Source organism: Corallococcus exercitus, from assembly GCF_042231735.1.
GTDB lineage: Bacteria > Myxococcota > Myxococcia > Myxococcales > Myxococcaceae > Corallococcus > Corallococcus exercitus_B.
In genome coordinates, this window is sequence record NZ_CP102577.1 from 8,115,635 (window position 1) to 8,137,769 (window position 22,135).

General features: G+C 72.3%; 17 protein-coding genes and 1 pseudogene. 8 read left to right on the plus strand and 10 right to left on the minus strand.

Translation table 11 applies throughout. The annotated features are described in order from the left end of the window. Positions 1 to 38: 38 nt before the first annotated feature. The 3 genes from NR792_RS32625 to NR792_RS32635 all read right to left on the minus strand — a co-directional run bounded on the left by NR792_RS32625 (position 39) and on the right by NR792_RS32635 (position 3,895). Entirely contained in the window at positions 39 to 1,556 is a 1,518-nt protein-coding gene (locus tag NR792_RS32625) for an acetyl/propionyl/methylcrotonyl-CoA carboxylase subunit alpha (RefSeq protein ID WP_375756619.1), read from the minus strand. Between the two features lie 40 nt (positions 1,557 to 1,596). Continuing rightward, positions 1,597 to 2,211 carry a hypothetical protein gene (locus tag NR792_RS32630; protein WP_375756620.1) on the minus strand — a complete coding sequence of 205 codons (615 nt, stop codon included), beginning with the start codon at positions 2,209 to 2,211 and terminating at the stop codon, positions 1,597 to 1,599. A 121-nt stretch (positions 2,212 to 2,332) separates the two neighbouring features. Beyond that, positions 2,333 to 3,895, minus strand: coding sequence for an acyl-CoA carboxylase subunit beta (locus tag NR792_RS32635; protein WP_207052207.1), 1,563 nt, complete (start codon positions 3,893 to 3,895; stop codon positions 2,333 to 2,335). Positions 3,896 to 4,088: 193 nt separating this feature from the next. Between NR792_RS32635 and NR792_RS32640 the strand changes: the two genes are divergently transcribed. The 5 genes and pseudogenes from NR792_RS32640 to NR792_RS32660 all read left to right on the plus strand — a co-directional run bounded on the left by NR792_RS32640 (position 4,089) and on the right by NR792_RS32660 (position 6,628). Next, the gene (locus NR792_RS32640) at positions 4,089 to 5,207 is read left to right on the plus strand and encodes a site-2 protease family protein (protein ID WP_375756621.1); all 1,119 of its coding nucleotides are present in this window, start codon (positions 4,089 to 4,091) and stop codon (positions 5,205 to 5,207) included. 5 nt (positions 5,208 to 5,212) lie between these two features. Continuing rightward, positions 5,213 to 5,397 (plus strand): annotated as a pseudogene (locus tag NR792_RS32645) (DUF2381 family protein); the annotation flags it as partial. A 63-nt stretch (positions 5,398 to 5,460) separates the two neighbouring features. Next, positions 5,461 to 5,583, plus strand: coding sequence for a hypothetical protein (locus tag NR792_RS32650; RefSeq protein WP_375761730.1), 123 nt, complete (start codon positions 5,461 to 5,463; stop codon positions 5,581 to 5,583). A gap of 13 nt (positions 5,584 to 5,596) precedes the next feature. Further along, positions 5,597 to 6,085 carry a serine/threonine protein kinase gene (locus NR792_RS32655; RefSeq protein WP_375761731.1) on the plus strand — a complete coding sequence of 163 codons (489 nt, stop codon included), beginning with the start codon at positions 5,597 to 5,599 and terminating at the stop codon, positions 6,083 to 6,085. Between the two features lie 75 nt (positions 6,086 to 6,160). Continuing rightward, positions 6,161 to 6,628, plus strand: coding sequence for a hypothetical protein (locus NR792_RS32660; RefSeq protein ID WP_375756622.1), 468 nt, complete (start codon positions 6,161 to 6,163; stop codon positions 6,626 to 6,628). Positions 6,629 to 6,695: 67 nt separating this feature from the next. Here NR792_RS32660 and NR792_RS32665 read toward each other — a convergent pair whose 3' ends face one another. Next, positions 6,696 to 8,075: a hypothetical protein gene (locus NR792_RS32665; protein ID WP_375756623.1), complete on the minus strand. Its 1,380-nt coding sequence runs from the start codon at positions 8,073 to 8,075 to the stop codon at positions 6,696 to 6,698. 89 nt (positions 8,076 to 8,164) lie between these two features. Continuing rightward, a complete protein-coding gene (locus tag NR792_RS32670; RefSeq protein WP_375756624.1) occupies positions 8,165 to 8,551 on the minus strand; it encodes a hypothetical protein in 387 nt (128 codons plus the stop codon). A 370-nt stretch (positions 8,552 to 8,921) separates the two neighbouring features. On the opposite strand from NR792_RS32670, the gene NR792_RS32675 reads away from it, so the two are divergent. The 3 genes from NR792_RS32675 (at position 8,922) to NR792_RS32685 (ending at position 12,271) form a co-directional block, all read left to right on the plus strand. Beyond that, on the plus strand, positions 8,922 to 9,917 hold the full coding sequence (locus NR792_RS32675; RefSeq protein ID WP_375756625.1) for a class I SAM-dependent methyltransferase: 996 nt from the start codon (positions 8,922 to 8,924) through the stop codon (positions 9,915 to 9,917). Between the two features lie 94 nt (positions 9,918 to 10,011). Continuing rightward, entirely contained in the window at positions 10,012 to 10,824 is an 813-nt protein-coding gene (locus tag NR792_RS32680; protein ID WP_375756626.1) for a hypothetical protein, read from the plus strand. Positions 10,825 to 10,867: 43 nt separating this feature from the next. After that, positions 10,868 to 12,271, plus strand: coding sequence for a wax ester/triacylglycerol synthase family O-acyltransferase (locus NR792_RS32685; protein ID WP_375761732.1), 1,404 nt, complete (start codon positions 10,868 to 10,870; stop codon positions 12,269 to 12,271). 3 nt (positions 12,272 to 12,274) lie between these two features. Here the strand turns inward: NR792_RS32685 and NR792_RS32690 are convergent, their stop codons facing one another. The 5 genes from NR792_RS32690 to NR792_RS32710 all read right to left on the minus strand — a co-directional run bounded on the left by NR792_RS32690 (position 12,275) and on the right by NR792_RS32710 (position 22,028). Continuing rightward, complete coding sequence (locus tag NR792_RS32690; protein WP_375756627.1) at positions 12,275 to 13,612, minus strand: FAD-binding oxidoreductase; 1,338 nt, start codon at positions 13,610 to 13,612, stop codon at positions 12,275 to 12,277. 182 nt (positions 13,613 to 13,794) lie between these two features. Continuing rightward, positions 13,795 to 15,177 (minus strand): sigma-54-dependent transcriptional regulator, encoded by a 1,383-nt coding sequence (locus NR792_RS32695; RefSeq protein ID WP_375756628.1) that lies wholly within the window; start codon positions 15,175 to 15,177, stop codon positions 13,795 to 13,797. Then, on the minus strand, positions 15,174 to 16,706 hold the full coding sequence (locus tag NR792_RS32700) for a nitrogen regulation protein NR(II) (protein WP_375756629.1): 1,533 nt from the start codon (positions 16,704 to 16,706) through the stop codon (positions 15,174 to 15,176). Before NR792_RS32700 ends, NR792_RS32695 begins: the two co-directional genes overlap by 4 nt. A 16-nt stretch (positions 16,707 to 16,722) precedes the next feature. Next, entirely contained in the window at positions 16,723 to 19,953 is a 3,231-nt protein-coding gene (locus NR792_RS32705) for a FrgA protein (protein ID WP_375756630.1), read from the minus strand. Between the two features lie 50 nt (positions 19,954 to 20,003). Continuing rightward, positions 20,004 to 22,028: an RDD family protein gene (locus NR792_RS32710; protein WP_375756631.1), complete on the minus strand. Its 2,025-nt coding sequence runs from the start codon at positions 22,026 to 22,028 to the stop codon at positions 20,004 to 20,006. Between the last annotated feature and the right edge of the window lie 107 nt (positions 22,029 to 22,135).

The following is a 22,135-nucleotide window of genomic DNA, read 5'->3' on the forward strand; positions in this document are numbered from 1 at the left end:
AGAAAAAGGTCCTTCCTTGGGCTTGGGCAGGAAGTGGATCAGCGGCGGCGGCTCTTCAGCGCCAGGCGCCACGGGCTGATGCGGCCGCTGGCGTCGCCACCCCCACTGCGGGACGGCAGCGTCTTCGCGCGCTTCTGGTCGCGCTGGAAGGCGTGCAGCGTGCTCGCGATGAGGGCCACCTCGCTGAGCTTGGGGTCCTCCTCGCCCAGCAGCGCCGTGTGCTGGCGCGTGAGGAAGCTGGTGTCGTAGTCCCCGCCCACGAACTCCGGGTGGGACAGGATGCCGTGCAGGTAGCGGATGTTGGTGGTGATGCCCTTCACCACGTACTCGGACAGCGCGCGCCTGGCCCGCGCGATGGCCTCCTCGCGCGTGGCGCCCCACACGGACAGCTTCGAAATCATGGGGTCGTAGACGTTGGGCACCGTGAAGCCCGCGTACACGCCCGAGTCGTCGCGCACGTTCGGGCCGCTCGGCACGCGCAGCGCGTGGATCTTCCCGGGGCTGGGCATGAAGTTGCGCGCGGGGTCCTCCGCGTACACGCGCACTTCAATGGCGTGGCCGCGCGGCTCGGGCGCCTCGAAGAGGGGGAGCTTCTCGCCCTCCGCGGCGCGGATCTGCATGGCCACGAGGTCCAGGCCCGTGACCCACTCCGTGACCGGGTGCTCCACCTGGAGGCGGGTGTTCATCTCCAGGAAGTAGAAGTTGCGGTGCACGTCCACCAGGAACTCCACCGTCCCGGCGCCCACGTAGTTGACGGCCTTGGCCGCCTTCACCGCGACCTCGCCCATCTTCGCGCGCAGCTCCGGCGTGAGGATGGGGCTGGGCGTCTCCTCCACCACCTTCTGGTGGCGGCGCTGCGCGGAGCACTCGCGCTCGTTCAGGTGGATGGTGTTGCCGTACTGGTCGGCGAAGACCTGGATCTCCACGTGGTGAGGCTTCTCCAGGTACTTCTCGATGTAGACCGCGTCGTTGCCGAACGAGCTCATCGCCTCGCTCTTGGCGGAGCGCCACGCGGAGTCGAAGTCGGCCATGCCCTCCACGCGGCGCATGCCCTTGCCGCCACCGCCGCCGGCGGCCTTGAGCATGATGGGGAAGCCAATCTGCTGCGCGTACTCGCGCGCCTCCTCGATGGTGGCGATGGGCTCCGTGGTGCCGGGGACGACGGGCACGCCCGCCTTGATCATGTTGGCGCGGGCGCGGGTCTTCTCACCCATGGCGTCCATGGCGGCGGCCGGCGGACCGATGAAGGTGATGCCGGCCTTCTCGCAGGCGCGCACGAAGGACGCGTTCTCCGACAGGAAGCCGTAGCCGGGGTGGATGGCGTCCGCGCCGGACTGCTTCGCGACCTCCAGGATGCGCTCCTGCACGAGGTAGCTCTCGCGCGAGGGCGGGGGACCGACGAAGTAGGCCTGGTCGGCCGTGCGCACGTGCAGGGCGGAGCGGTCTGCTTCGGAGTACACCGCCACGGTGGCGATGCCGAGGTCCTTGCAGGTGCGCATCACCCGGATGGCGATCTCGCCGCGGTTGGCGACGAGCACTTTGCGGATCTTGGGCATGGGCGCCCGTCTAGCATGGGGCGCCCGGGATTGCCTGCCCCTACTTGCGCAGGTTCAGGTACTGGTCCATCAGCTGCTTCGCCTGGGCGAGCTTCGCTTCCACGAAGCGGTCGTCCTCGTCCGGCTCCGGGGGCGGGGCGGGGTGCGCGGGGGCCTCCACGGCCTTGCCGTCCGGCCCGAAGTCCACCGCCGCGGCCAGCAGGTTTCGCGCCGCATTCCCGCTGAAGAGGCGGGCCAGGGCCGTCGTCTCCACGTCCAGCCAGCGCGCGGCCTGGCGCAGGACGTCCAGGTACTCGCCCTCCATGGCTCGGGGCGGACGGCTGGGGGCAGCCATGCAGACGCGCGCGTAGCTGTGCTCCCGGTCCACGTACATGCCCATGGAGCGGTCGCGGAAGTCCTTGGAGAGGGCCTGCGTCATGGCGTCCAGGTGCTCCTCGGGGGAGGACACCTTGCCGGACGTCTTGCCGGACACGAGAGGAATCTCCGCCACGTGCCAGCCGCAGTCGGCCAGGGCTTCCGGACGGGACTCCACCCACTTGACCTCGGGCGTGGGCAGGTCCAGCCCCTCGCACACGCCCTTCAGCGTCTGACGCAGGGCGGTGAGGTTACCTTCGACGTCGGAGAGGAACAGGACGAGTCGGCGCTGCTGGGACACGTGGGGGGCTCCTTGAGTGGCCCCGTGAAAGCCCCGGCGTTACCTTAGAATTTCCGGAAGAAGCGACGCCCGCCTGCTCTCCAGACGGCGGGAGGCCTGCGGGCGGGCTCCGGGACTCCTTCTACAGCGGGATGTTGCCGTGCTTGCGGGGCGGGTTCTCCTGCCGCTTGTCCTTGAGCATCTCCAGCGCGCGGATGACCTTGGCGCGGGTCTCCTCCGGGCGGATGACCTCGTCGATGTAGCCCAGCTCCGCCGCCTTGAACGGGTTGGCGAACTTGTCGCGGTAGTCGTCCGTGAGCTTCTTGCGCTCGGCGTTGGCGTCCTGGGCCTTGAGCAGCTCGTTGCGGAAGATGATGTTCACCGCGCCCTCCGGGCCCATCACGGCGATCTCGGCGGTGGGGTAGGCGTAGTTGATGTCCGCGCGGATGTGCTTGGACGCCATGACGTCGTACGCGCCGCCGTAGGCCTTGCGGGTGATGAGCGTGATTTTCGGGACGGTGGCTTCCGCGTACGCGTAGAGCAGCTTGGCGCCGTGGGTGATGATGCCGCCCCACTCCTGGTCGGTGCCGGGGAGGAAGCCGGGCACGTCCACCAGCGTGAGCAGCGGGATGTTGAAGCAGTCACAGAAGCGCACGAAGCGCGCGGCCTTCACGCTGGCGTCGATGTCCAGGCAGCCGGCGAGCACCGCGGGCTGGTTGGCGACGATGCCCACGCTCTTGCCGTTCATGCGCGCGAAGCCGACGACGATGTTCTTCGCGAAGTGCTCCTGCACCTCGAAGAAGTGCTTGGAGTCCACGATGGCGCGGATGATCTCCTTGATGTCGTAGGGCTTGTTCGGGTTCGCCGGGACGATGGTCTTCAGCGACTCCTCGGCGCGGAACGGGTCGTCCTCGCACGGCTGGGACGGCGGGTCCTCCTGGTTGTTGGAGGGCAGGAACGAGAGCAGCTCGCGCGTCATCGCGATGGCGGCCTGCTCGTTCTCCGCGGCGAAGTGGGCCACGCCGGACTTCTGGTTGTGCGTGAGCGCGCCGCCCAGGGCCTCCTTGGAGACCTCTTCATGCGTCACCGTCTTGATGACGTCCGGGCCGGTGATGAACATGTACGACGTGTCCTTCACCATCATGATGAAGTCCGTGATGGCGGGCGAGTACACCGCGCCGCCCGCGCACGGCCCCAGGATGAGCGAAATCTGGGGGACGACGCCGGACGCCAGCGTGTTGCGCAGGAAGATGTCCGCGTAGCCCGCGAGGCTCTCCACGCCTTCCTGGATGCGCGCGCCGCCGGAGTCGTTGAGCCCGATGACCGGCGCGCCCACGCGGGTGGCCAGGTCCATGATCTTGCAGATCTTCTGGGCGTAGGCGCCGGAGAGCGAGCCGCCGAAGACGGTGAAGTCCTGGGCGAACACGAAGACCTGGCGGCCCTCCACCGTGCCGTAGCCGGTGACGACGCCGTCGCCCAGGATCTTCTTGTCGCCCATGCCGAAGTCGTGGCTGCGGTGGGTGACGAACTTGTCCAGCTCGCTGAAGGAGCCGGGGTCGAGGAGCAGGTCGATGCGCTCGCGAGCCGTGAGCTTGCCGGCCTCGTGCTGCTTGGCGATGCGGTCGGCGCCGCCGCCCTGCTCGGCCTGCTGCTCCATCTGCTGGAGCCGTGCGCGCAAGGGATCGTTCTCGGGGGTCGTGGCCATGGAGGGGCGCCTTAACACGATTGGAAGTTGGTGGCAGCGCTTCCCTTGCCTCTGAAGGGGTGGGCGGACGGCCGGGCCCCGTGTGCACGGGGTGGGGACGGGACGGAAGTTCAGGATTTCCGACACCGCGTCTGGTGGACGGCGCGGGGGACCAGGGAGGCTGGCGATGCGTGCGAGGCCGGGAACACTGCAGGTGGGGTCGTTCCGAGGGGTTCCCATCCGCGTCCATTTCTCACTGCTGGTGGCGCTGCCACTGCTCGCGCTGTCGTTCAGCGCGGCGCTTCAGCAGGCGGCGGAGGCGGCGGACGTGCCACCGGGTGCGTTGGGCGGGCACCCGTGGGCGTGGGGGCTGGCGGTGGCGGTGGGGCTGTTCGTGTCCGTGCTGCTGCACGAGATGGCGCACACCTTCTATGCGCTGCGGCATGGCGGCGAGGTGCACGGCATCACGCTGATGATTGTCGGAGGTGTGTCGGAGCTGGCGGAGGTGCCCAAGCGTCCCCGGGACGAGGCGCTGATGGCGCTGGTGGGGCCGCTGACGAGCCTGGGCCTGGCGGTGCTCCTGGGCGCGGTGACGTGGGGGGTGCACGGCCTGGGGCTGTTCCAGGTGCAGTTCGCGCTCTTCACGCTGGCGATGCTCAACGCGGTGCTGGGGGTGTTCAACCTGTTGCCGGCGTTCCCCATGGACGGAGGGCGCATCGTGCGCGCGGCGCTGACGCCCCGGCTGGGGATGGTGCGGGCGACGAAGGTGGCCGCGGGGCTGGGGCGGGTGTTCGCGGTGGCCTTCGGCGTGTGGGGGCTGGTGACGCTGAACCCGTTCACGCTGGTGGTGGCCTTCTTCGTGTTGATGGGCGCGGAAGGGGAGTCGCGGCAGGTGCGGATGAAGGCGCTGCTGGAGCGCGTGCGCGTGGAGGCGCTGATGACGCCCCGGATGGTGGGCGTGGACCTGGACCTGTCGATGCAGGACGCGCACTGGGCCTTGCGGCGCGAGCACGTGGGCATGCTGCCGGTGACGAGCGCGGGGCGGCCGGTGGGGCACGTGACGTGGGCGGCGGTGCAGGCGGTGCCGGAGGCGCAGCGCGGCGGCTACATGGTGCGCGACGCGATGGAGGACGGGGTGGTGGCGGAGCTCTCCGAGGACGGGTGGACGGCGCTGCGGCGGATGGCGGAGGCGCGCGTGCCGATGATGGCGGTGGTGGACGAGGAGGGGCTGCTCGCGGGGACGCTGGACTGGAATGACATCCAGCGGGGGATGACCCGGGCGGAGGAGGCGGAGCGGTCGCGGCCGGGGTGGCCTCGCGAGCGGACGGCATAGGTTGGATGCTTGGCGTCCATGTGTTCAAGGATCCTGACAGCTACAACGCCGTGCTCTCAGGCCTGTACGACGCACTCCACCGCGAGCGTGCATTGCGTGAGGAGAACGAGCGGTTCAAGAGGGAGGAAAACTCCATCGACCATGCCTACTCGACGCTGCTCGCCAATGGAGAGGTGCGGAAGACGCCGTTTCGCCGCAAGCGAGTCTTCCGCCGGTCATCGTCCCTGGCCAGTCGGGAAGGATCGCGGTCGTCGTGGATAGGAGTTCCTTCGAACTGGAGGGTGGGCAGTTGGCGGATCTGGCCCTCCAGATCTTCCGTGGGGATGGGGTTCTCCAGGTCGCCGTGGCGATGGAACATGCACTCGTTCGGCAGTAGAAAAGTCGCCCCCATGCCCACGACACAGGCCCTGCTGCTCGGCACTTTCGTCCTGCTTGCTGCGTCTTCTGGATGTACCAGCAGCGGGGTGTCGCTGCGCCCCGATGGAACTCCTGGTCCGCAGGAGTGCTCGGAGGAAGCCAAGCGGACGATGCGTGCCTTGAAATTGCGTGTGGGGGACGCGCAATTGGTGGAACTGGACGCGAACCAGATTGGTTCACGGCGCCCCACGCTCTACGACGGTCCGATTGAAAGCATCCTCGAGGAGGACTTCGGCACGCTGGAGGCGACGACCCGTTTGTATGGGCAGGTCTGGACGAGCGGTCCGCAGGTCGTCATCCGGTACTACGAGGCCCATCCGCCAGACAGCGAGAAGTTCCCCATCTGCGCCGTGGCCCGGCTCAGCCAGGACCAGATGCGGAAGAGCCCCGACTCGAAGCCCGGGATGGCGATTCTCGAAGGCTCTACCGCGGCGGCCTACGTCGTTGATTCGTTCCGGTAGCGGACGGCGTAGCGCTCCGGGTGAATAGGACCTTCACTGGCGCGTCAGCACGGAGGTCTCCCACAAGGAACTCCGATGAAGAGCCTGCTGGTTGGAATGATGTTGGCGTCGACGCTGGGGGCCGCTCCTTCGAAGACCGTGGCGCTGGTGGGTACGGTGCACAGCGAGGACATTGGCAACCAGACCTCCAGCCGGGCCACGTGGCTCCCCACGCAGCCCAAGCGCATCGAGCAGTTCGAGTTCCACCTGAAGCGCCCCATGAAGGCCGTGCAGCTGGAGTACCAGTGCCACCTCCAGGACCTCGGTGATTCGGGGTGGCTGCCGGAGGGCACGCCCTGTGGGACGCAGGGAGAATCCCGCCGCCTGGAGGCCTTCGGCATCCGGCTGCGCGGCGAGGGGGCGCACCTGTACACCGTGCGCTACTGGTGCCGGGTGGAGGGCATGGAGCGCCCCATGGGCCCGCTCACGGACGGCGCGATGTGCGGCACCACGGGCGAGAGCCGCAAGCTCCTGGGCATGCAGGTGGAGCTGGTGCGCAAGTAGACGTCAGAGTTGCTTCCGGAGACACGACGGCCCGCCCTGGGATTTCCCGGAGCGGGCCGTTGCACGTTCAGTTCTTCTCCGGCAGTGACCAGTTCATCTGAAACCTGTGCGCGCCGTTGGGCGCACTGTCCAGCCAGCCGGTGATGCTGTCGCTCTTCGCGAGCAGGGGGCCCAATTCCGTGCTCGCGCCGAAGAAGGCGGCCAGCTGCTGGTCGCCCATCACGTCCATCAGCGACACCTGGGACAGGCCCCGCGCCACCTTCTTCGGATCCAACGTGAACTCCACCGCGCGCTTCAGCGGCCCGCTCTTCTCCGGCAGCGACGCCAGCATCGCCTGCGTCACCGTGGAGTCGTTGCCGAAGACGAGCTGCTTGCCCTTGAGCCGCACGTAGACGCTGCCGCCCTTGGCCTCCATCGCGTAGCCGTCCTCCAGCGCCTTCGCGCCGGGGAACTTCGCCAGCGGGGCCAGCGCCGCCTTCACCGCCGCCGCGTCCGTCACCTCCGCCGCCAGCGCCTGCTTCGCCGCGAAGAAGCGCACCTCCGGCTTGCGCAGCGAACCCCTCACCGCCACCGAGTCCACCCCGAACAACACCTGCCCCGTCATCTGCTTCGCCAGCGCGTCCGTCACCGCCTTCACGTCTTCAGCGGGACACGCGGGACACACCGACCGCACCGCGCCCGCCACGGACTCCACCGCCTGCGCCACGCCCGTCGGCGCCACCTGCGCTCGCGCGAAGAGCAGGCCCGAGGGGGCCATGGCGCCGTAGGGGCTCGTGCCCCTGGCCTGGAAGGGCGGCAGCGGCAGCTTCGTCGCCGTGCCCTCCACCTTCAGCCCCGTCGCCGTGCCGTCCAGCGCCACCACGCCGTCCTTCGTGGATACGAACAGCACGCCCGGCAGCGCGGCCATCCGCGCGTCCGCCGCAGGGGCCTTGAGCGCCACCAGCTTCGCGGCCTCCTTGCGGAGCGCGTCGTCGGAGTCCGTGCTCAGGAAGGCGCACGCCTCCTGGCCCTTGAGGACGTAGCCCCCGAAGCCCCCCGTGGGGCCAGGCGCGCGCAGCGTCGTCACGCCCTTCACCGTGCCCCCCTTCACGTCGCCGTTGTGCGCGAGCACGTTCGCGGTCGCTTCCTGGAAGACCTTCGCGTCCTTCACCCGCGTGCACGCGATGCGGCCGTCCTGCCGCATGGACACGGACAGCGGCCCCGTCGCGTCGATGCCCAGCGCCGCCATCGCCTCCGGCTTCGACAGGTCCAACTGGAGGATGGGGTGCAGCTCCCCGCTCCACGACGCCGGGCTCAGCATCTGTGAGTACGCCCCCGCCCGCGTCAGGAACGCATTCAACCCCTGCACCTGGTCGAGCTGGGGGATGTGGAGGACCGTCACCGTCGAGGCGGCGACGCGAGGCGCGGGTGCGGCCGCCAGCGTGGCGGCAAGAGCGAGGGCGAGCATGCCCCCACCTGAGAGCGCCCCACCGCCCCTGTCAAGGCACTCCCACCCGGGACGCCCACCACCAACGTCCGCAAGGTGCCCCGCCAGCCCTACGCCGGCAGCCGCCCCGTGTTGGCCCAGTCAATCATCCGCTCCGCCAGCTCCTCCGCGTTGCGGCGCAGGTAGGCCAGCTGCAACACCTCGTCGTCCGTGCACGCCAGCGCCATGCGCACCCGCACGCTGTCCGCGAAGCGCAGCACCTGCCCGATGCTCAGCGACGCCCGGTCCTCCAGCGCCCCCGCGAACCGCGCCACGTCCGCCTCCACCGCGCAGCCCTCCGCCAGGAGCGCCGCCACCAGCGCGGCCCTGGGCACCCGGTGCTCGCGCGACCGCGCGTCCTGCAACTGGCGCCGCCACGGCTGCGACTCCCACCGCGCTCCACCCGGGTCCACTGACTCGGGCCCGCCCTGGGTCCGCGACTCCATTGCTCGCATCATCTGCGCCCCCTCTTTCAAGACCAGGGTCCGTCCACGGGCATGACCGGCGTCGGGCCTCCGAGCCACCCGCGGGCTGGAGGCTTTGCTGGAAAAACGCCTTGGTCCGGCTTTCTTGACGGCCCGGAGGGACGTTGGAACTGTCATGGGCGGACACCTCCGTCAGGTCTGCTTTGAGTGAATTGTCGGAAGGCGGCCCGCGTGGCTCGGGACGGGGGACGGGGGCGGATGTTTTCCTGGGGACAGTGGGTGGCCCCGGAGACGGATTGGGCCGGACCCCGGATTTCCCGCATCGTTCGGAGTCCTGGTTCCGGGGGGCGGGGTTGTCAGCCGCGTTCCTGTCGGGACCGTCACGGCCTTCCGGGGGGAAGCCATGCCGAACCTGCTCGACCTGCCGCGTCAGGCGTTGATGGACCTGCGCTCGCGTCTCAGCCACCTGCCGCTCGTGTCCCACCTGCACCGGCGACATGCGCCCAACAGTCTGGCCCTGTCCAGCCCCGCGCCGCAGGACTCGCTGCTGGCGGACCCGCAGCGCGTGGACGTGTGGCGCCGCGCGGTGGAGCGCTACGTGCGCCCCAACCAGGTGGTGGTGGACGTGAAGGCCGGCACCGGCCTGCGCACCTTCCTGGCCGCGCACCAGCAGCCGCGCAAGCTGTACGCGGTGGATGACTCGCGCCTCCTGGACACCACGCAGTGGGTGGCCCGCCGCAACGGCCTGGACCGCATCGACTTCGTGCGCGAGCCCACCTGGCACTTCCAGCCGCAGGAGAAGGCGGACGTGCTGCTGCATGAGCTTTTAGGAGATGCGCTGTTCGACGCGGGGCTGGTGCCGCGGATGCTGGACCTGCGCTCGCGGCTGCTCAAGCCCGGCGGCCGCATCCTCCCCAACCGCTTCGAGGTCTTCGTGGAGCCCGTGCAGCTCCGCGAGGAGGCGTGCGTCCCGTTCATCTGGACGCAGCAGCTGCCCCACGTGGACTTCCGCTGCCTCCAGTCGCTGCGCGAGGCGATGAGCCCGTCGTACTTCACGCGGCTGGTGCGCTCCTACGAGGTGGACCACCTCCTGTGCGAGCCGGAGCCCGCGTTCGGGTTCGACCTGGAGACGATGCGCGCGGACGGGCTGCCTTCGCGCGTGCGCATCCGGCGGCCGGTGGAGGAGGACGGGCGGGTGGACGGCTTCTGCCTGTTCTACAAGGTCGGCTTCGACGCGGAGCTGGCCTTCAACGTGTCCCCGCTGCGCGAGCGCAACACCACGGCGATGACGCTGCTGCGCGTGGAGCCCCGCGAGTTCAGCCGCTACGACACGCTGGACTTCGAGCTGGAGCTGCCCAACCCGTCCGACCCGCGCACCTGGCGGTGGCAGTTCACCTGACGGCAGTGCCGGAGCCCGGAGTGATGCCCGGTGGACAGCCTTGCTGCCGCCGGGTGTCGCCGCAGGTGGGCGCACTGCCTAGCTTGCACTCCACATGCGACCGTTCCGGCTCCTCGTCCTGCTCCTCGTCTCCGCCGCCGCGCTGCCCGCGGCGGCCCAGGCTCCGCGCACCGTGGCGGGCGTGTGTGGCCGCACCAACTGGGTCTGCGTGTCGGAGTGCATCGACGCGGAGTGCGTCGACAAGTGCATGCGCGAGGGGTGCGAGGACGCGCTCAAGCGGCTGAAGTCCTGCACGAGCAAGGCGGCCTGCGCGCCGGACGACACGGTGTGCGCGGCGAAGTCGTGCGGGCTCACCTGCGAGAAGTCCTTCGAGCCCGCGCCCAAGAGCCCGGAGAAGCGGGTGGAGAACCCCTGCGAGGGTGACAAGGCCCCCAGGGGCACGGCGGTCCCCGAGGAGCTGGTGGGCACGTGGGTGCTGTCCGCGGCGAGCATCCCGGACGTGGACCAGGGGAAGGAGGAGCGCATCGACGTGCAGCCCCGGTCCGACTACGCGCGGGCGCTCCAGGTGACGCCTGGCGGGTGCTTCGTGATGCGGACGAAGCTGGATGACGCGACGCTGGGGCGCGGCAGCACGCTGGACGTGCGCGCGTGGGGCCGGGTGGAGGTGAAGGAGGTGAAGGACAAGAAGCACCTGGCGCTGCGCACGCAGGACGGGCAGGCCGTGGGCCCGGTGTGCGGCAAGGAGCGCGTGGTGCCCCTGTCCAAGGGCCGGTTCAAGGGCGGCGAGTTCACCTACGTCATCGAGGAGGAGGACTCGCTCGTGCTCACGGTGCCGGGCGCCACGCGGCAGACGTTCCAGTTCGAACGGGAGAAGCCGGAAGCGCCGGAGCCGCAACCCAAGCCTTGAGGAGGACCTTGCCCCCATGGGGCGCACGGGTGAGAAGGACGCCATGGCAAGCCGCGAGCGGATGGCGAGCATGGACGCGGCGTGGCTCCAGATGGAGGAGCCCGCGAATTTGATGATGATCACCGCGGTGCTGTGGTTCGACGGCGCCGTGGACCTGGAGCGGCTGCGCGCCGTGGTGCGGGAGCGGCTGGTGGAGCGCTACCCGCGCTTCCGGCAGCGGGTGGTGCCCGGCCCCCTGGGCGCGCCGCACTGGGAGGACGCGCCGGACTTCCACCTGGAGGAGCACCTGTCCACGCTGCGCGTGCCGGCCTCGGCGGGACGCGCGGGGCTGGAGGCGCTCGTCGGGGACTGGCTGGGCGTGCCGCTGGAGCGCTCGCGTCCGCTGTGGCACTTCCACCTGGTGCGGGGCGCGCAGGGCGGGGACGTGCTGCTCGCGCGGCTGCACCACTGCATGGCGGACGGCATCGCGCTGGCGCGGGTGCTGCTGTCGCTCACGGATCCGGTGGACGCGGCGGCGGAGGCCGCCGCGTTGGAGACGGACGTGGAGGCCCGGAGCGAAGACTCCGACACGGCGGCGCCCTCCGAAGCGGAGCGGCGGCCCCAGGCTCCGGGCTGGATGCGGCTGGCCCAAGGCGCGCGCTCGGCGCTGCGCAAGGGCGCGGAGCTGGTGCGCGAGCCCATCCTCGCGGGCGACCTCATGCGCGAGGGCGCGAAGGGGGCGGCGGCGCTGGGGAAGCTGCTGGTGCTGCCTCCCGACCCGCGCTCTGGGCTTCGCGGACCGCTGGGGCCCCGGAAGCTCGCCGCGTGGTCGGAGCCCATCGCGCTGGAGCGGGTGAAGGCCGTGGGCCGCACCCTGGGCGGCACGGTGAACGACGTGCTGCTCACGGCGGTGACGGGCGCGCTGCGGCGCTACCTGGCCACGCGGGACGCGCCGCTGGAGGACGTGCACGCGCTGGTGCCGGTGAACCTGCGGCCGCTGGACGTGCCGGTGCCCCGCGAGCTGGGCAACCGCTTCGGCGTGGTGTTCCTGCGGCTCCCCGTGCACCTGGCGGAGCCCCGCCGCCGCCTTCGGGAGGTGGCGAAGCGGATGGAGCACCTCAAGCGCTCGCCGGAGGCCGTGCTGACGTCAGGCATCCTGGAGATGCTGGGCCACACGCCCGCGGCGCTGGAGCGCGCCGTCGTGGACGTGATGGGCACCAAGGCGTCGCTCGTCGCCACCAACGTGCCCGGGCCCCGCCAGCCGGTGTCGCTCGCGGGCACCCGGCTGGAGGGACTCACGTTCTGGGTCCCCCAGGCCGGCCACGTGGGCCTGGGGGTCAGCCTCTTCAGCTACGCGGGACAGGTGACCGTGGGCGTGGCCTCGGATGCGTCCCGGGTGCCGGACCCGGGGGCCCTCGTCTCCGCGTTCCAGGAGGAGCTGGACGCGCTGGAGACGGCGGCCCCCTGAGCACTACTTCGCGAAGAGCTTGGACGGGTCGTACTTGCCGCGCACGTCCTTGAGCTTCGCGCGGATGGCGTCCGGCCACGCGCTGTCGAACTGCTCCGGGGACTGGATCTTGCCCATGAAGTTGATGGTCATCTCCGGCGACAGCCAGGGCTTGAGCTCCGCGCGCAGGCCCTCCGTCGCGCCGGGCAGCACCGTGTCGAACAGCGGCGGGTGCATGCCCACCAGGCCGATGATGAAGTTGCCGCCGCGGCCGCCCACCGCCGAGCCGCCCGCCACGTCCTTCCAGCTGGCGCCGCCCAGGTGGCGGATCTCCAGCATGAAGAACGGGGACTGCACGCCCGAGCCCACGTGGCGCAGCACCGTGTTCGCGAAGTCCTGGTCCACGTGGGTCAGCATCATGCCGTTGGTCCACACGGGGCTGGGCTGATCCGGATCATTGTGGATGCGCGCAATCTGCGACGCGGGCAGCTCGCCCAGCATGTCCAGGTAGACCGGGGCCAGCGCGCGCAGGGGCTCCGCGAGCTTCGCGCCCTCCTCGGTGGAGCCCGGGAAGGCGAAGCGCAGGTTGAGCACCGTGCGGCCGCGCAGCGGGGGCGGGATGAAGTCGAACGGCGGGAAGCGCATGACGGCGATGCTCGTGGACACGCGCGCGTCCGCCTGCGACGTCCACTTCACCCAGCCGCGCAGCGCGGCCTCGATGTGCTCCTCCGCGAAGAAGAGGCCGCCCGCGTAGAGCGAGCGCATCTCCACGAGCTTGAGCTTCACCTCCGTCACGATGCCCAGGCCGCTCTTGCCGCCGCGCAGGGCCCAGAACAGGTCCGGGTGCTGCTCGGCGCTCGCCTGGACCGTCTCCCCGTCACTGGTGACGAGCGTGTAGCCCACGACGTAGTCGGAGCTGACGCCGTGGCTGCGCACCAGGGGCCCCAGGCCGCCGCCCAAGAGGTAGCCCACCACGCCCACGTTCGTGGACGAGCCGGCGACGGGCGTCAGGCCATGCTTCGCGGCCTCCGCGATGACCGGCTCCCAGCGCGCGCCCGCGCCGATGGTGGCCGTGCGCGCCGCCACGTCGATGCTCACCTGGTCCAGCGCCCTCGTGGAGAGGAGCACGCCGGAGGTGACGGGCGAGTACATCCCGTGCCCCGTGGCCTTCACCGAGACGGGCAGCTGGTTCTCCCGGGCGAAGCGGATGGCCTCCGCCACGTCCTGCGTGGACTTCACCGCCACCACGTACTGCGGCGTGTGCTGCACCACGACGTTGAAGCCGGCGCACTCCGGGGCATAGCCCGCGTCGCTGGGGGTGTAGACGGGACCGCTCACGCGGTGGGCGAGGGACTGGGTCATGGGGCGTTGCTCCTTCGTGTCAGCCGGCCCTTGCGGACCGGGCGGGGGAACTCGGGTGAGGCGCGTTGCCACGTCGAGGGAGTACGAGCGCGAAGCAGCATAAACCTGGAAGTCCGGTTCGTACACGGAAGCGCTCCGTGAAAACACGTCCCAGGTTGCGGTGGGCTGGCCTCCCGCCACCCCTACGACAGGCCGTGCTCCTCCAGCTTGTTGTAGAGGGTGCGCCGGCTGACGCCGAGCAGCCGCGCCGCCAGCGTGCGGTTGTCGCCCGCGCGCTTCAGCGCATCCACCAGCGCGGCCTTCTCCACGTCCTTGCGCCGCGACTCCAGCGTGACGGAGTCGGACGGCGACGGGGGCAGCGGCGCGGCGACGGGCGGCGGCGCGAGTCCCGGCTGGCGCGACAGCTCCCGCGCCACGTCCGCGCCGCTGAGCACGGGCCCGTCGGAGAGCACCACCAGCCGCTCCAGGAAGTTCTGCAGCTGGCGCACGTTGCCGGGCCATGGCTGGGCCTGAAGCGCGCGTAGGCCGTCCTCGCTCAGCGTGAAGGGCGGCCGGCCGTTGGTCTTCGCGTGCACGTCCAGGAAGTGGCGGGCGAGCAGCGCGATGTCCTCCGGCCGCTCGCGCAGCGTGGGCAGCCAGAGGGGCACCACGTTGAGCCGGTAGAAGAGGTCCTCGCGGAAGGTGCCGCGGCGCACGCCGTCCTCCAGCGACTGGTGCGTGGCCGCGACGAAGCGCACGTCCACCTTCACGGTCTGGGTGCCGCCCAGCCGTTCGAACTCGCGCTCCTGGAGCACGCGCAGGAGCTTCACCTGCACGGCGGGGGACACGTCGCCAATCTCGTCGAGGAACAGCGTGCCGCCGTGCGCCAGCTCCACGCGGCCGGGCTTGCGCGTCGCCGCGCCGGTGAAGGCGCCCTTCTCGTAGCCGAACAGTTCGCTCTCCAGCAGCGTGTCCGGGAGCGCCGCGCAGTGCAGCTTCACGAACGGCCCCGCGCGCCGGGGGCTGCCTTCATGCAGGGCGCGCGCGGCCAGCTCCTTGCCCGTGCCGGACTCGCCCCTCAGCAGCACCGTGGCGGTGCCCTGGGCGGCCTTCACCAGCAGGGCCTTCACCTCCGTCATCGCGCGGCTTGAGCCCATGAGCAGGCTGTCCAGCGCCTTGCCCTCGCCGCGCGCGGGTTCGGGGGGGTGGCTCGCTTGGAGCAGCGCCTTCTTCAGCGTGAAGAGGAGCTCCTCGCGGTCGAAGGGCTTGAGCACGAAGTCCGCGGCGCCCGCCTTCATCGCCTCCACGGCCAGCGGCACGGTGCCGTGCGCGGTCATCAGCAGCACGGGCACGTCCGGCCAGCCGCGCCCCACCTCCGCGAGCAGCTCCATGCCGCTCATGCCCGGCATGCGCACGTCGCTCAGCACGACGTCGATGGGCCGGCGCGCGAGCAGGGCCAGGGCGTCCTTCGCGCTGGACGCCGGATGCGGGGTGAGGCCCGCCTGGGTGAGCAGCGCGCCCAGCACCTTGAGCAGCGCGGGATCATCGTCGACCACCAGGACGTGGCCCTTCAGTGTGTCGCTCACGCGGCTTCTCCCTCGGATGCCGGAGCCGTGGGGACGGGCGCTGCCGGCAGGCGCAGGCGGAGGATGGTGCCACGGCCCTCGCCGCTCGTCAGGGACGCGGTGCCGCCGTGCGCTTCCGCCACGCGCCGCACGAAGGCCAGGCCCAGGCCGCTGCCCGTCGCCTTGGTGGTGTAGAAGTCGTCGAAGGCCCGCTCGCGCGTGCGCGCGTCCATGCCGCTGCCGGTGTCCTCCACCTCCACCACCACCGCGTCGCCGTCCTGTCGCGTGCGCACGGTGAGGGTGCCGCCCGAGGGCATGGCCTCGAAGGCGTTGCGCACCAGGTTCTCCAGCGCGTTGGCGAGCAGGTCCTCATCGCCCGCGCACTCAGGCAGGTTGGGGGCGAGGTCCTTCTTGAGCTCCACCGCTCCCGGGGTCGCGAAGGCCTGGAGCGACAGCACGCCCTCCACCAGCCGGTTCAAATCCAGCGGCCGGCGCAGCGGCTCCACGCGCGCGAGGCGCTGGTACGTGCCCGCCACGCGGTCCAGGCGCTCCACCTGCTCCAGCAGCAGGTCCAGGAAGTCCCCGTGCGCGTCCCAGGAGTGGCCGCGCGCGTGCTCCTCCTTCAGATACTGCGCGGCGCCCTTGAGCGCGGCAATGGGGTTCTTCAGGTCGTGCGCCATCTGCGCGGAGAAGCGCCCCAGCGTGGCCAGCTGCTCCAGGCGCTCGCGCTGGGTGACGAAGCCGGTGACGGCCCGCCGCGCCGCCGTGAGCAGCGCGAACGTGATGGCGGTGGTGCCCACGACGAGCGCTCCGGACTCGGCGGCGAAGGCGCGGAAGAGGGCGAGGTAGGCGAGCACGCCCACCAGCGCGAGCACGACGGCGTGCACCGCGGCGTTCGTGGCGCGCGCGTCCTTGCCGAAGAGCTGGAAGCGCAGCGACGCGGTGGCCATCACCGGCAGGCCCAGGAGCGTGCCCACGCTGCCCAGCTTCGGCACGGGCAGGGCCATGTCCGCCGCCAGGTCCGTGAGCAGCAGCGCGACGAGCAGCGTGAGCCCCAGCACCACCAGGCCCGCCCGCGCCCGCTCATCCTGCGAGCCCGCCCGGCGCAGGTGGCGCGTGAGCAGCACGAAGCCCGTGGTGAGGATGGGGATGACGCCGACGGCGACCGCGAGCCCGAAGCCGAAGGTGTTGATGCGCGCTTCCAGCGCGGGCACGCCCATGGCCACGAGCATCGTCAGCGCGAGCGCGCCCATCACCGCGTAGGTGCCGTACAGCACCCGGGCGGAGCGGCGGCGGCGGCCCACGAACGCGAGGATGAAGTGCACCGCGCACGGCAGCGTCATCAGCGCCGCGGCGAAGCCCATCAGCCGCCAGCCGGAGTCCCCCGAGCGCGCCAGCCCGAAGGCGGAGAAGTTCCAGGAGGACAGCGCGATGGACAGGAGCGACAGCGGCAGCGCGAGGGGACTCCGTCCCACGCGGGCCAGCGCGATGCCGGCGAGGGCGAGCTGCCCCGCGCACGCCAGCAGGCTGACCCACATGGCGCCCGTCATCGCGCGCCCTCGTGGCTCAGAGCATGCCCAGCCGGCGGGCGTTGGCGGGGTCCACCGCCGCGGACTCCCAGCGCCGCACCGCGGCCTCGCGCTCCGCGTCCGGCGCGTCCGCGTAGTAGCCCAGCGTGTCGTGCAGGGCGCGGCTGAGCTCCTCGATGGCGGCGAGCCGCACGTCCAGCTCGCGGTGGCGCAGCGCGGCCACCAGCCAGTCCGCGCGGCGGCGGCTGCGGTTCTCCGCCCACCACGCCGACCACTGGCGCGGCTGGAGGCCCAGCGTGGCGCGGGTGACTTCGCGCAGCGCTTCCGCGGCGGCCTGCGCGCACATCGCGTCGTCGCTGCCGGTGAGGTTGATGAGGCCCTCGATGGCGTCGCGGTCGTGCAGCGTGCCCAGCGCGCGGGCCGCCAGCGAGCGGCGCAGGGCGTCCCGGCTGGCCAGCTCCTGGCGCAGGTCCCTCAGGGACGCGTCCAGGCGCGGCAGGTGCTTGAGGGCGGCGGCGGCCACCCGCGCGGCGCTGGAGATGTCCGGCTCCATGTCGAACAGGCCGCGCAGCACGCCGTCCACCAGCTCCGCGTAGGGCAGGTTGCCCGCGGTGAGCAGCGCCAGGTAGCGCGTGTCCGCGTCGTTCGAGTCCAGGAGCGGCGCCAGCGCGACGGCCGCGGGACGGCCCAGGCGCGACAGGGCGGCGGGGATGGGGCCCAGCTCGTCCGCTTCCGGCAGCTCCACGACAGGCAGGCGGCTCCAGGCGGTGGGGCCGGGGAAGTGCTGCGCGAGCACGCGGGCGCTGGCCTCCGGCGAGCGTGACAGCTCCGCGATGGCGCTGGAGCGCTGGGACGCGTCCGGGCCGGTGAGCCGGCGCAAGAGGGGCGCGAAGTCCGGGGGCGGGCGCTCTTCCGGCGACAGCACGCGCGGGGGCAGGGCGGCGGCGCGGCCCAGGTTGGCCACGCCACCCCGGCCGAACACGGGGTTCCAGCCGAGGCCCGCGACCACTGCGGGCGCGGGGACGGGCGGGACGGGGGCCGGGAAGCCGGGCACGTCCACGTCGATGGTGATGTCCTCTTCGGGCGCGCGCAGCTCCGACACGCGCTGCTTGCGGAAGAGGATGAGCTCCTGGAAGGCGGCCGGGAGGTCCTGGCAGAACAGGATGTAGTCGCTCAGCCGGCGCTGGCTCATCGGCTTCTGGCCGCAGTCGCCGTAGAGGATGGCCACGAGGCGGCCCTTCACCTCCACCGGGTACAGGAAGACGGTGCGCGGGGCCTGGCGGCCGAAGAGCTCCAGGTAGTGCCGCGTGAGCGCGTCCGGAGGCAGCGGGCCCGCGTAGCTGCCGCGCGTGACGGCGACGGTGCGGAAGACGCTGCTCGCGTCCAGGGGGATGGAGACGAGGGACAGGGCGTTCGCGTCCAGGCCCTCGCCGCGCGCGTCCCAGCCACCGGCGGCGCCGCGCACGACGGCGAAGGCGGCCACGTAGTCGAACGTGCGGCGGCCGAAGCGCAGCGCCACGTCCAGCAGGCGGTCCAGGTCCCGCGTCGCCTCACGCAGCGCGGAGCGCGCCTGGGGCAGCGTCCACTCCGGCACGGCGGCATCCGGCGCGCTGGAGGCACCCGGGACGGGGGCGGGCTCCGTCGCCCGGGGACGGTTCGCGCCCGGCGTGGACGCGGGGTTGCTGAAGATGATGAACGACGGCTCGCCCCGGGGCGCCGGAGGAACGGGCGGCGGGGTCGGAATGCTGGCCTGGGCCGCGCGGGCCTGCTGCTCGGGCGCGGGAGGCCACACGGCGGGACGGGCTCCCGGGGGCTGGGCGGGGGCGCCGGTCCGGGGGGCGGATCCGCCCTGCGCGGTCTGGGCGCCCGGAGGGAAGGTGCCCGGAGCGGATGCGCCCTGCGTGGGGGTGCCCGGTCGGCCGGAGCCCTGCGAGGAGGCAGTGGCCCCCTGCGTTCCCGGGGTGGACGGACCTTGCGCGGGTGCGGTGCTGCCCTGCGCGGCCGGTGCGGGGGTGCCCGGTCGGGCTCCCTGGGCCGGCGTCGCGGTGGGCCCCGGTCCGCCGAAGCCCTGGGTCGGAGAGATGCCCTGCGCGGTGGGGCCCGGTCGGGAACCTTGTCCCGTCGTCGCGGGGGCCTGGCCTCCCGTGCCCTGCGCGGTGGGGCCTGGTCCTCCGAAGCCCTGCGTCGTGGGCCCCGGTCCGCCGAAGCCCGGCGCACCCGTGGCGGACGAGGCCTGCACGGTGGTTCCGGGACGGCCTGCCTGCGGCGGAGGGGCGTACGCACCCGGCGCGGTGGGGCGAGCGCCCTGGCCCGAGCCCTGCGCTGCGGCGGCGGAAGCGCCCGCGGCACCGTCGACGGGCACCAGCACCGGCACGGTCTGCGGCGGCGGCAGGGGACGCTCACCCGGCGGATGGAGCGTCGGCGGCGCGGCGGCACCCGAGGGGGCCTGCTTCGGGGCCTGCGCGGGAGGTGTGGCGCGCGCGGGCGTGCCGGGCATGTTCAGCCGCAGGGGCTCGCGCGTGTACGCGGGGGGCGGGATGTCGGTGGGCGCCGGAGGCGGGGTGGGCCGCTGGACCGCGCGGGCCGTCGTCACCGGGCCCGCGGAGGTGTTCAGGCGCAGCGGTTCGCGCACGTACGCCGGCGGCGGGATGTCCGCGGGCGCGGGCTCCCGCGAGGCGGCGGGACGGGCTTCCGCGGGCACGGGCTCCTGGGCCACGTTGCGCGCCAGCTGCTCCACCATGTCCACCGACATCGACTCGTCATCCGGCGGCGGAGGAGGCGGCGGCGTGAGCGCCCCGGCCTGCTGGGCGACGGCCTCCGCCAGCTGGACGAAGCGGGGCGGCAGCGGCTGGCGGTAGATGATGGAGATCCACTCGCGCACCCGCAGCTCGATGGCGACCCACAGCTCCAGCGGCTTGCCCAGGAGGAAGCCGACTTCGTCCAGCTCCTTCTTGGGCACCGGGTAGGCGCACGCCACGTGCAGCGTGTTGCCGTCCAGGGACAGGGGGACGACGCTCAGGCGCTCGGCGATCTTCGGAGGGATGAAGCTGGCGACCTCGAGGTTGGGCTCGAAGTCCACCAGGTTCACGGGCCGGAAGCCGGAGACCTCGCCCAGCATCGCGAGGACGTCCGCTTCGGTGAGGCCGCGCTCCAGGAGCGCGGTGTCCACGTGGCCACCCTGGGACTGATGCTGACGCAACAACTCCCCGGCCTGCTCCTGGGTCAGGAGGGCGCGCGAGACGAGGTGCTGGGCAAGACGCGAAGGCATGAAGGCCGCGGCATCTTACGGCCGCGGCCGCAAGGCACAATGAGCCGGTTTCAGCTCGGTTGGACGACGAAGGTGGACGTCAGCTTGTCATGGAGCGTCTGTCCGCGGCGGTCGAACAGCGCCATCCAGAACCCGCCCAGGAAGAGAACGAAGGAAAGCCCGGCCAGCAGCGCCCGGAAGATGGCCCGGCCCGGGGTGGGCGCCATGCCGTGGGTGTCCACCAGGCGCAGGCCCAGGAGCAATCGTCCCAGGGTGCGGCCATTCCACAGGAAGGCCGCGACCGCGCAGTACACGGTGGCGAGCACCAGCACCAGGACCACGCCCGGCAGCAGCACGCTGTGCATGGCGCGCAGCCAGGCGACGAACGCGTCCAGCCCGGTCAGCCCCGGCTGAGGACCCTTCACGCCCGCCACCGACGAGGCCAGGGTGATGTAGGCCGCCGCCACGGCGCTGATGGCCGCGGTGTCGACGGTGAAGGACAGGAGCCGGCGCCACAGCGAGGCGGGCCGCGCGTGGACCTCGCCCGCGGCCGGGACCGGGGCCACGGCGGGCGCGGAGACCTTCGACTTCGCGGGGGCGGCGGGGGAGGGCGAGGCTTCCATGCGGGACACTCCCGGGGCGGGCGCGGAGGACGTGGCGAAGGCCGGCGTCTCCAGAGGGGGCAGGATGCCCGGGTCCTCCATGACAGGCAGGCCCGGAGCGGCGTCCCGGCGAGCATCCATCAGCGGCAGGCCGGAGGGCGCCTGCGATGCATCCCAATGCTCGGCGGCCGACGGTCCGGAGGCGGGCTCCCGGTGGGGAAGGCCGGAGCCCTGGGCCGCCTGCGCGGGCGCGTCCATGCGGGGCAGCCCGGACGGAGCCGGCTGCGAGGCCGCGTCCATGCGGGGCAGCCCGGACGGGGCCGGCTGCGAGGCCGCGTCCATGCGCGGGAGGCCAGACGCCTGGGGCTGCGCGGGCGCATCCATGCGGGGCAGGCCGGGTGAACCCTGGGCGGCATTGCCACGCGGCTGAACGGATGCGGTCTGCGCCTGGGCGCGCGGAATGTGCGGCTCCGTGCCGTAGGCCGGCGTGGGAGCGGAGCCCGGGCGGGGCTCCATGGGGTTCGCCGGAGCCTGCGCGGCGCGAGGCACGGCGACACCAGGATTCTGGAAGCCCGGCTCCGACAGGGCCGTCGTGGGCGCGGCGCGCGGAGGCACGGCGGCCATCGGCGTCACGGCCGGAGGCGGTGCGGCGGGGCGCGGAGGAAGCACGGCGCCGGACGGCACGTTCCCGGCGGGAGGCGTGGCGCGAGGAGGCACGGGAGCCGGCGCGGCCGCCCGGGGAGCCTGCTGCGCGGGAGCCCGGACCGCCTGACCCTCCGCGTGCGGCGCGGGAGCGCGAACCGTCGCATCGGCCTGGGGCTGGGCGGAGCGAGCCGCCGCATCCACCGGCGCACGCGGCGCGGCTGCCGGAGCCTGCGCGCGAACCGTCGCATCCGCGTGGGAAGCGGGGGCCGCCGCGCGAATCGTCGCATCCGCGTGGGAAGCGGGGGCCTGCGCGCGAATCGTCGCATCCGCGTGGGAAGCAGGGGCCGCCGCGCGAGCCGCTGGATCCGCATGGGGCGCGGAGGCACGACCCGCCACGTCGGCGGGCGCGGCGGCGCGGGGGGCGTTGGGCGCGGGGGCGCGGGCCGCCGGAGCCGCGGGCGCGCGCACGGTCGCATCGGAGGCCGGAGCCTGCGCACGAACCGTCGCATCGGGTGCGGATGCGCGCACCGTGGGCCCATCCGTCGGAGGCACGGCGGCGCGCGGCGCGGCGGCAGGAGCCTGCGCGGGCGGGCGGGGCGCGGCGGCGCGAGGCGCGGCGGGCGCAACGGGCGCCATCCCCGGCCGGACCGAAGGCGTCATTCCCGGCGGGGTGACAGGGCCGCGAGGCGGCTCCATCGCGAAGGCTGGCGTGCCGCGCAGCGTCGCCGGCTCCACCGGTTCATTGTTCAGGGTGATGGGGTCGCCACCCGCGTCCTGGGCAGTGCGGTCCCCGGACCTGCGGCGATCGATGTGGATGTCGCGGTCAAGCAGGCTCGGGACGGGAGCCACCGCTGGTGGGCGCGCGGCATTCGCGGCGCAAGCGGGGCAATCTCCGACCGGCGGCAGCGAGGCGCCGCACTTCAGGCACTTGGACAACGGATCCTCCCGGTGACGCG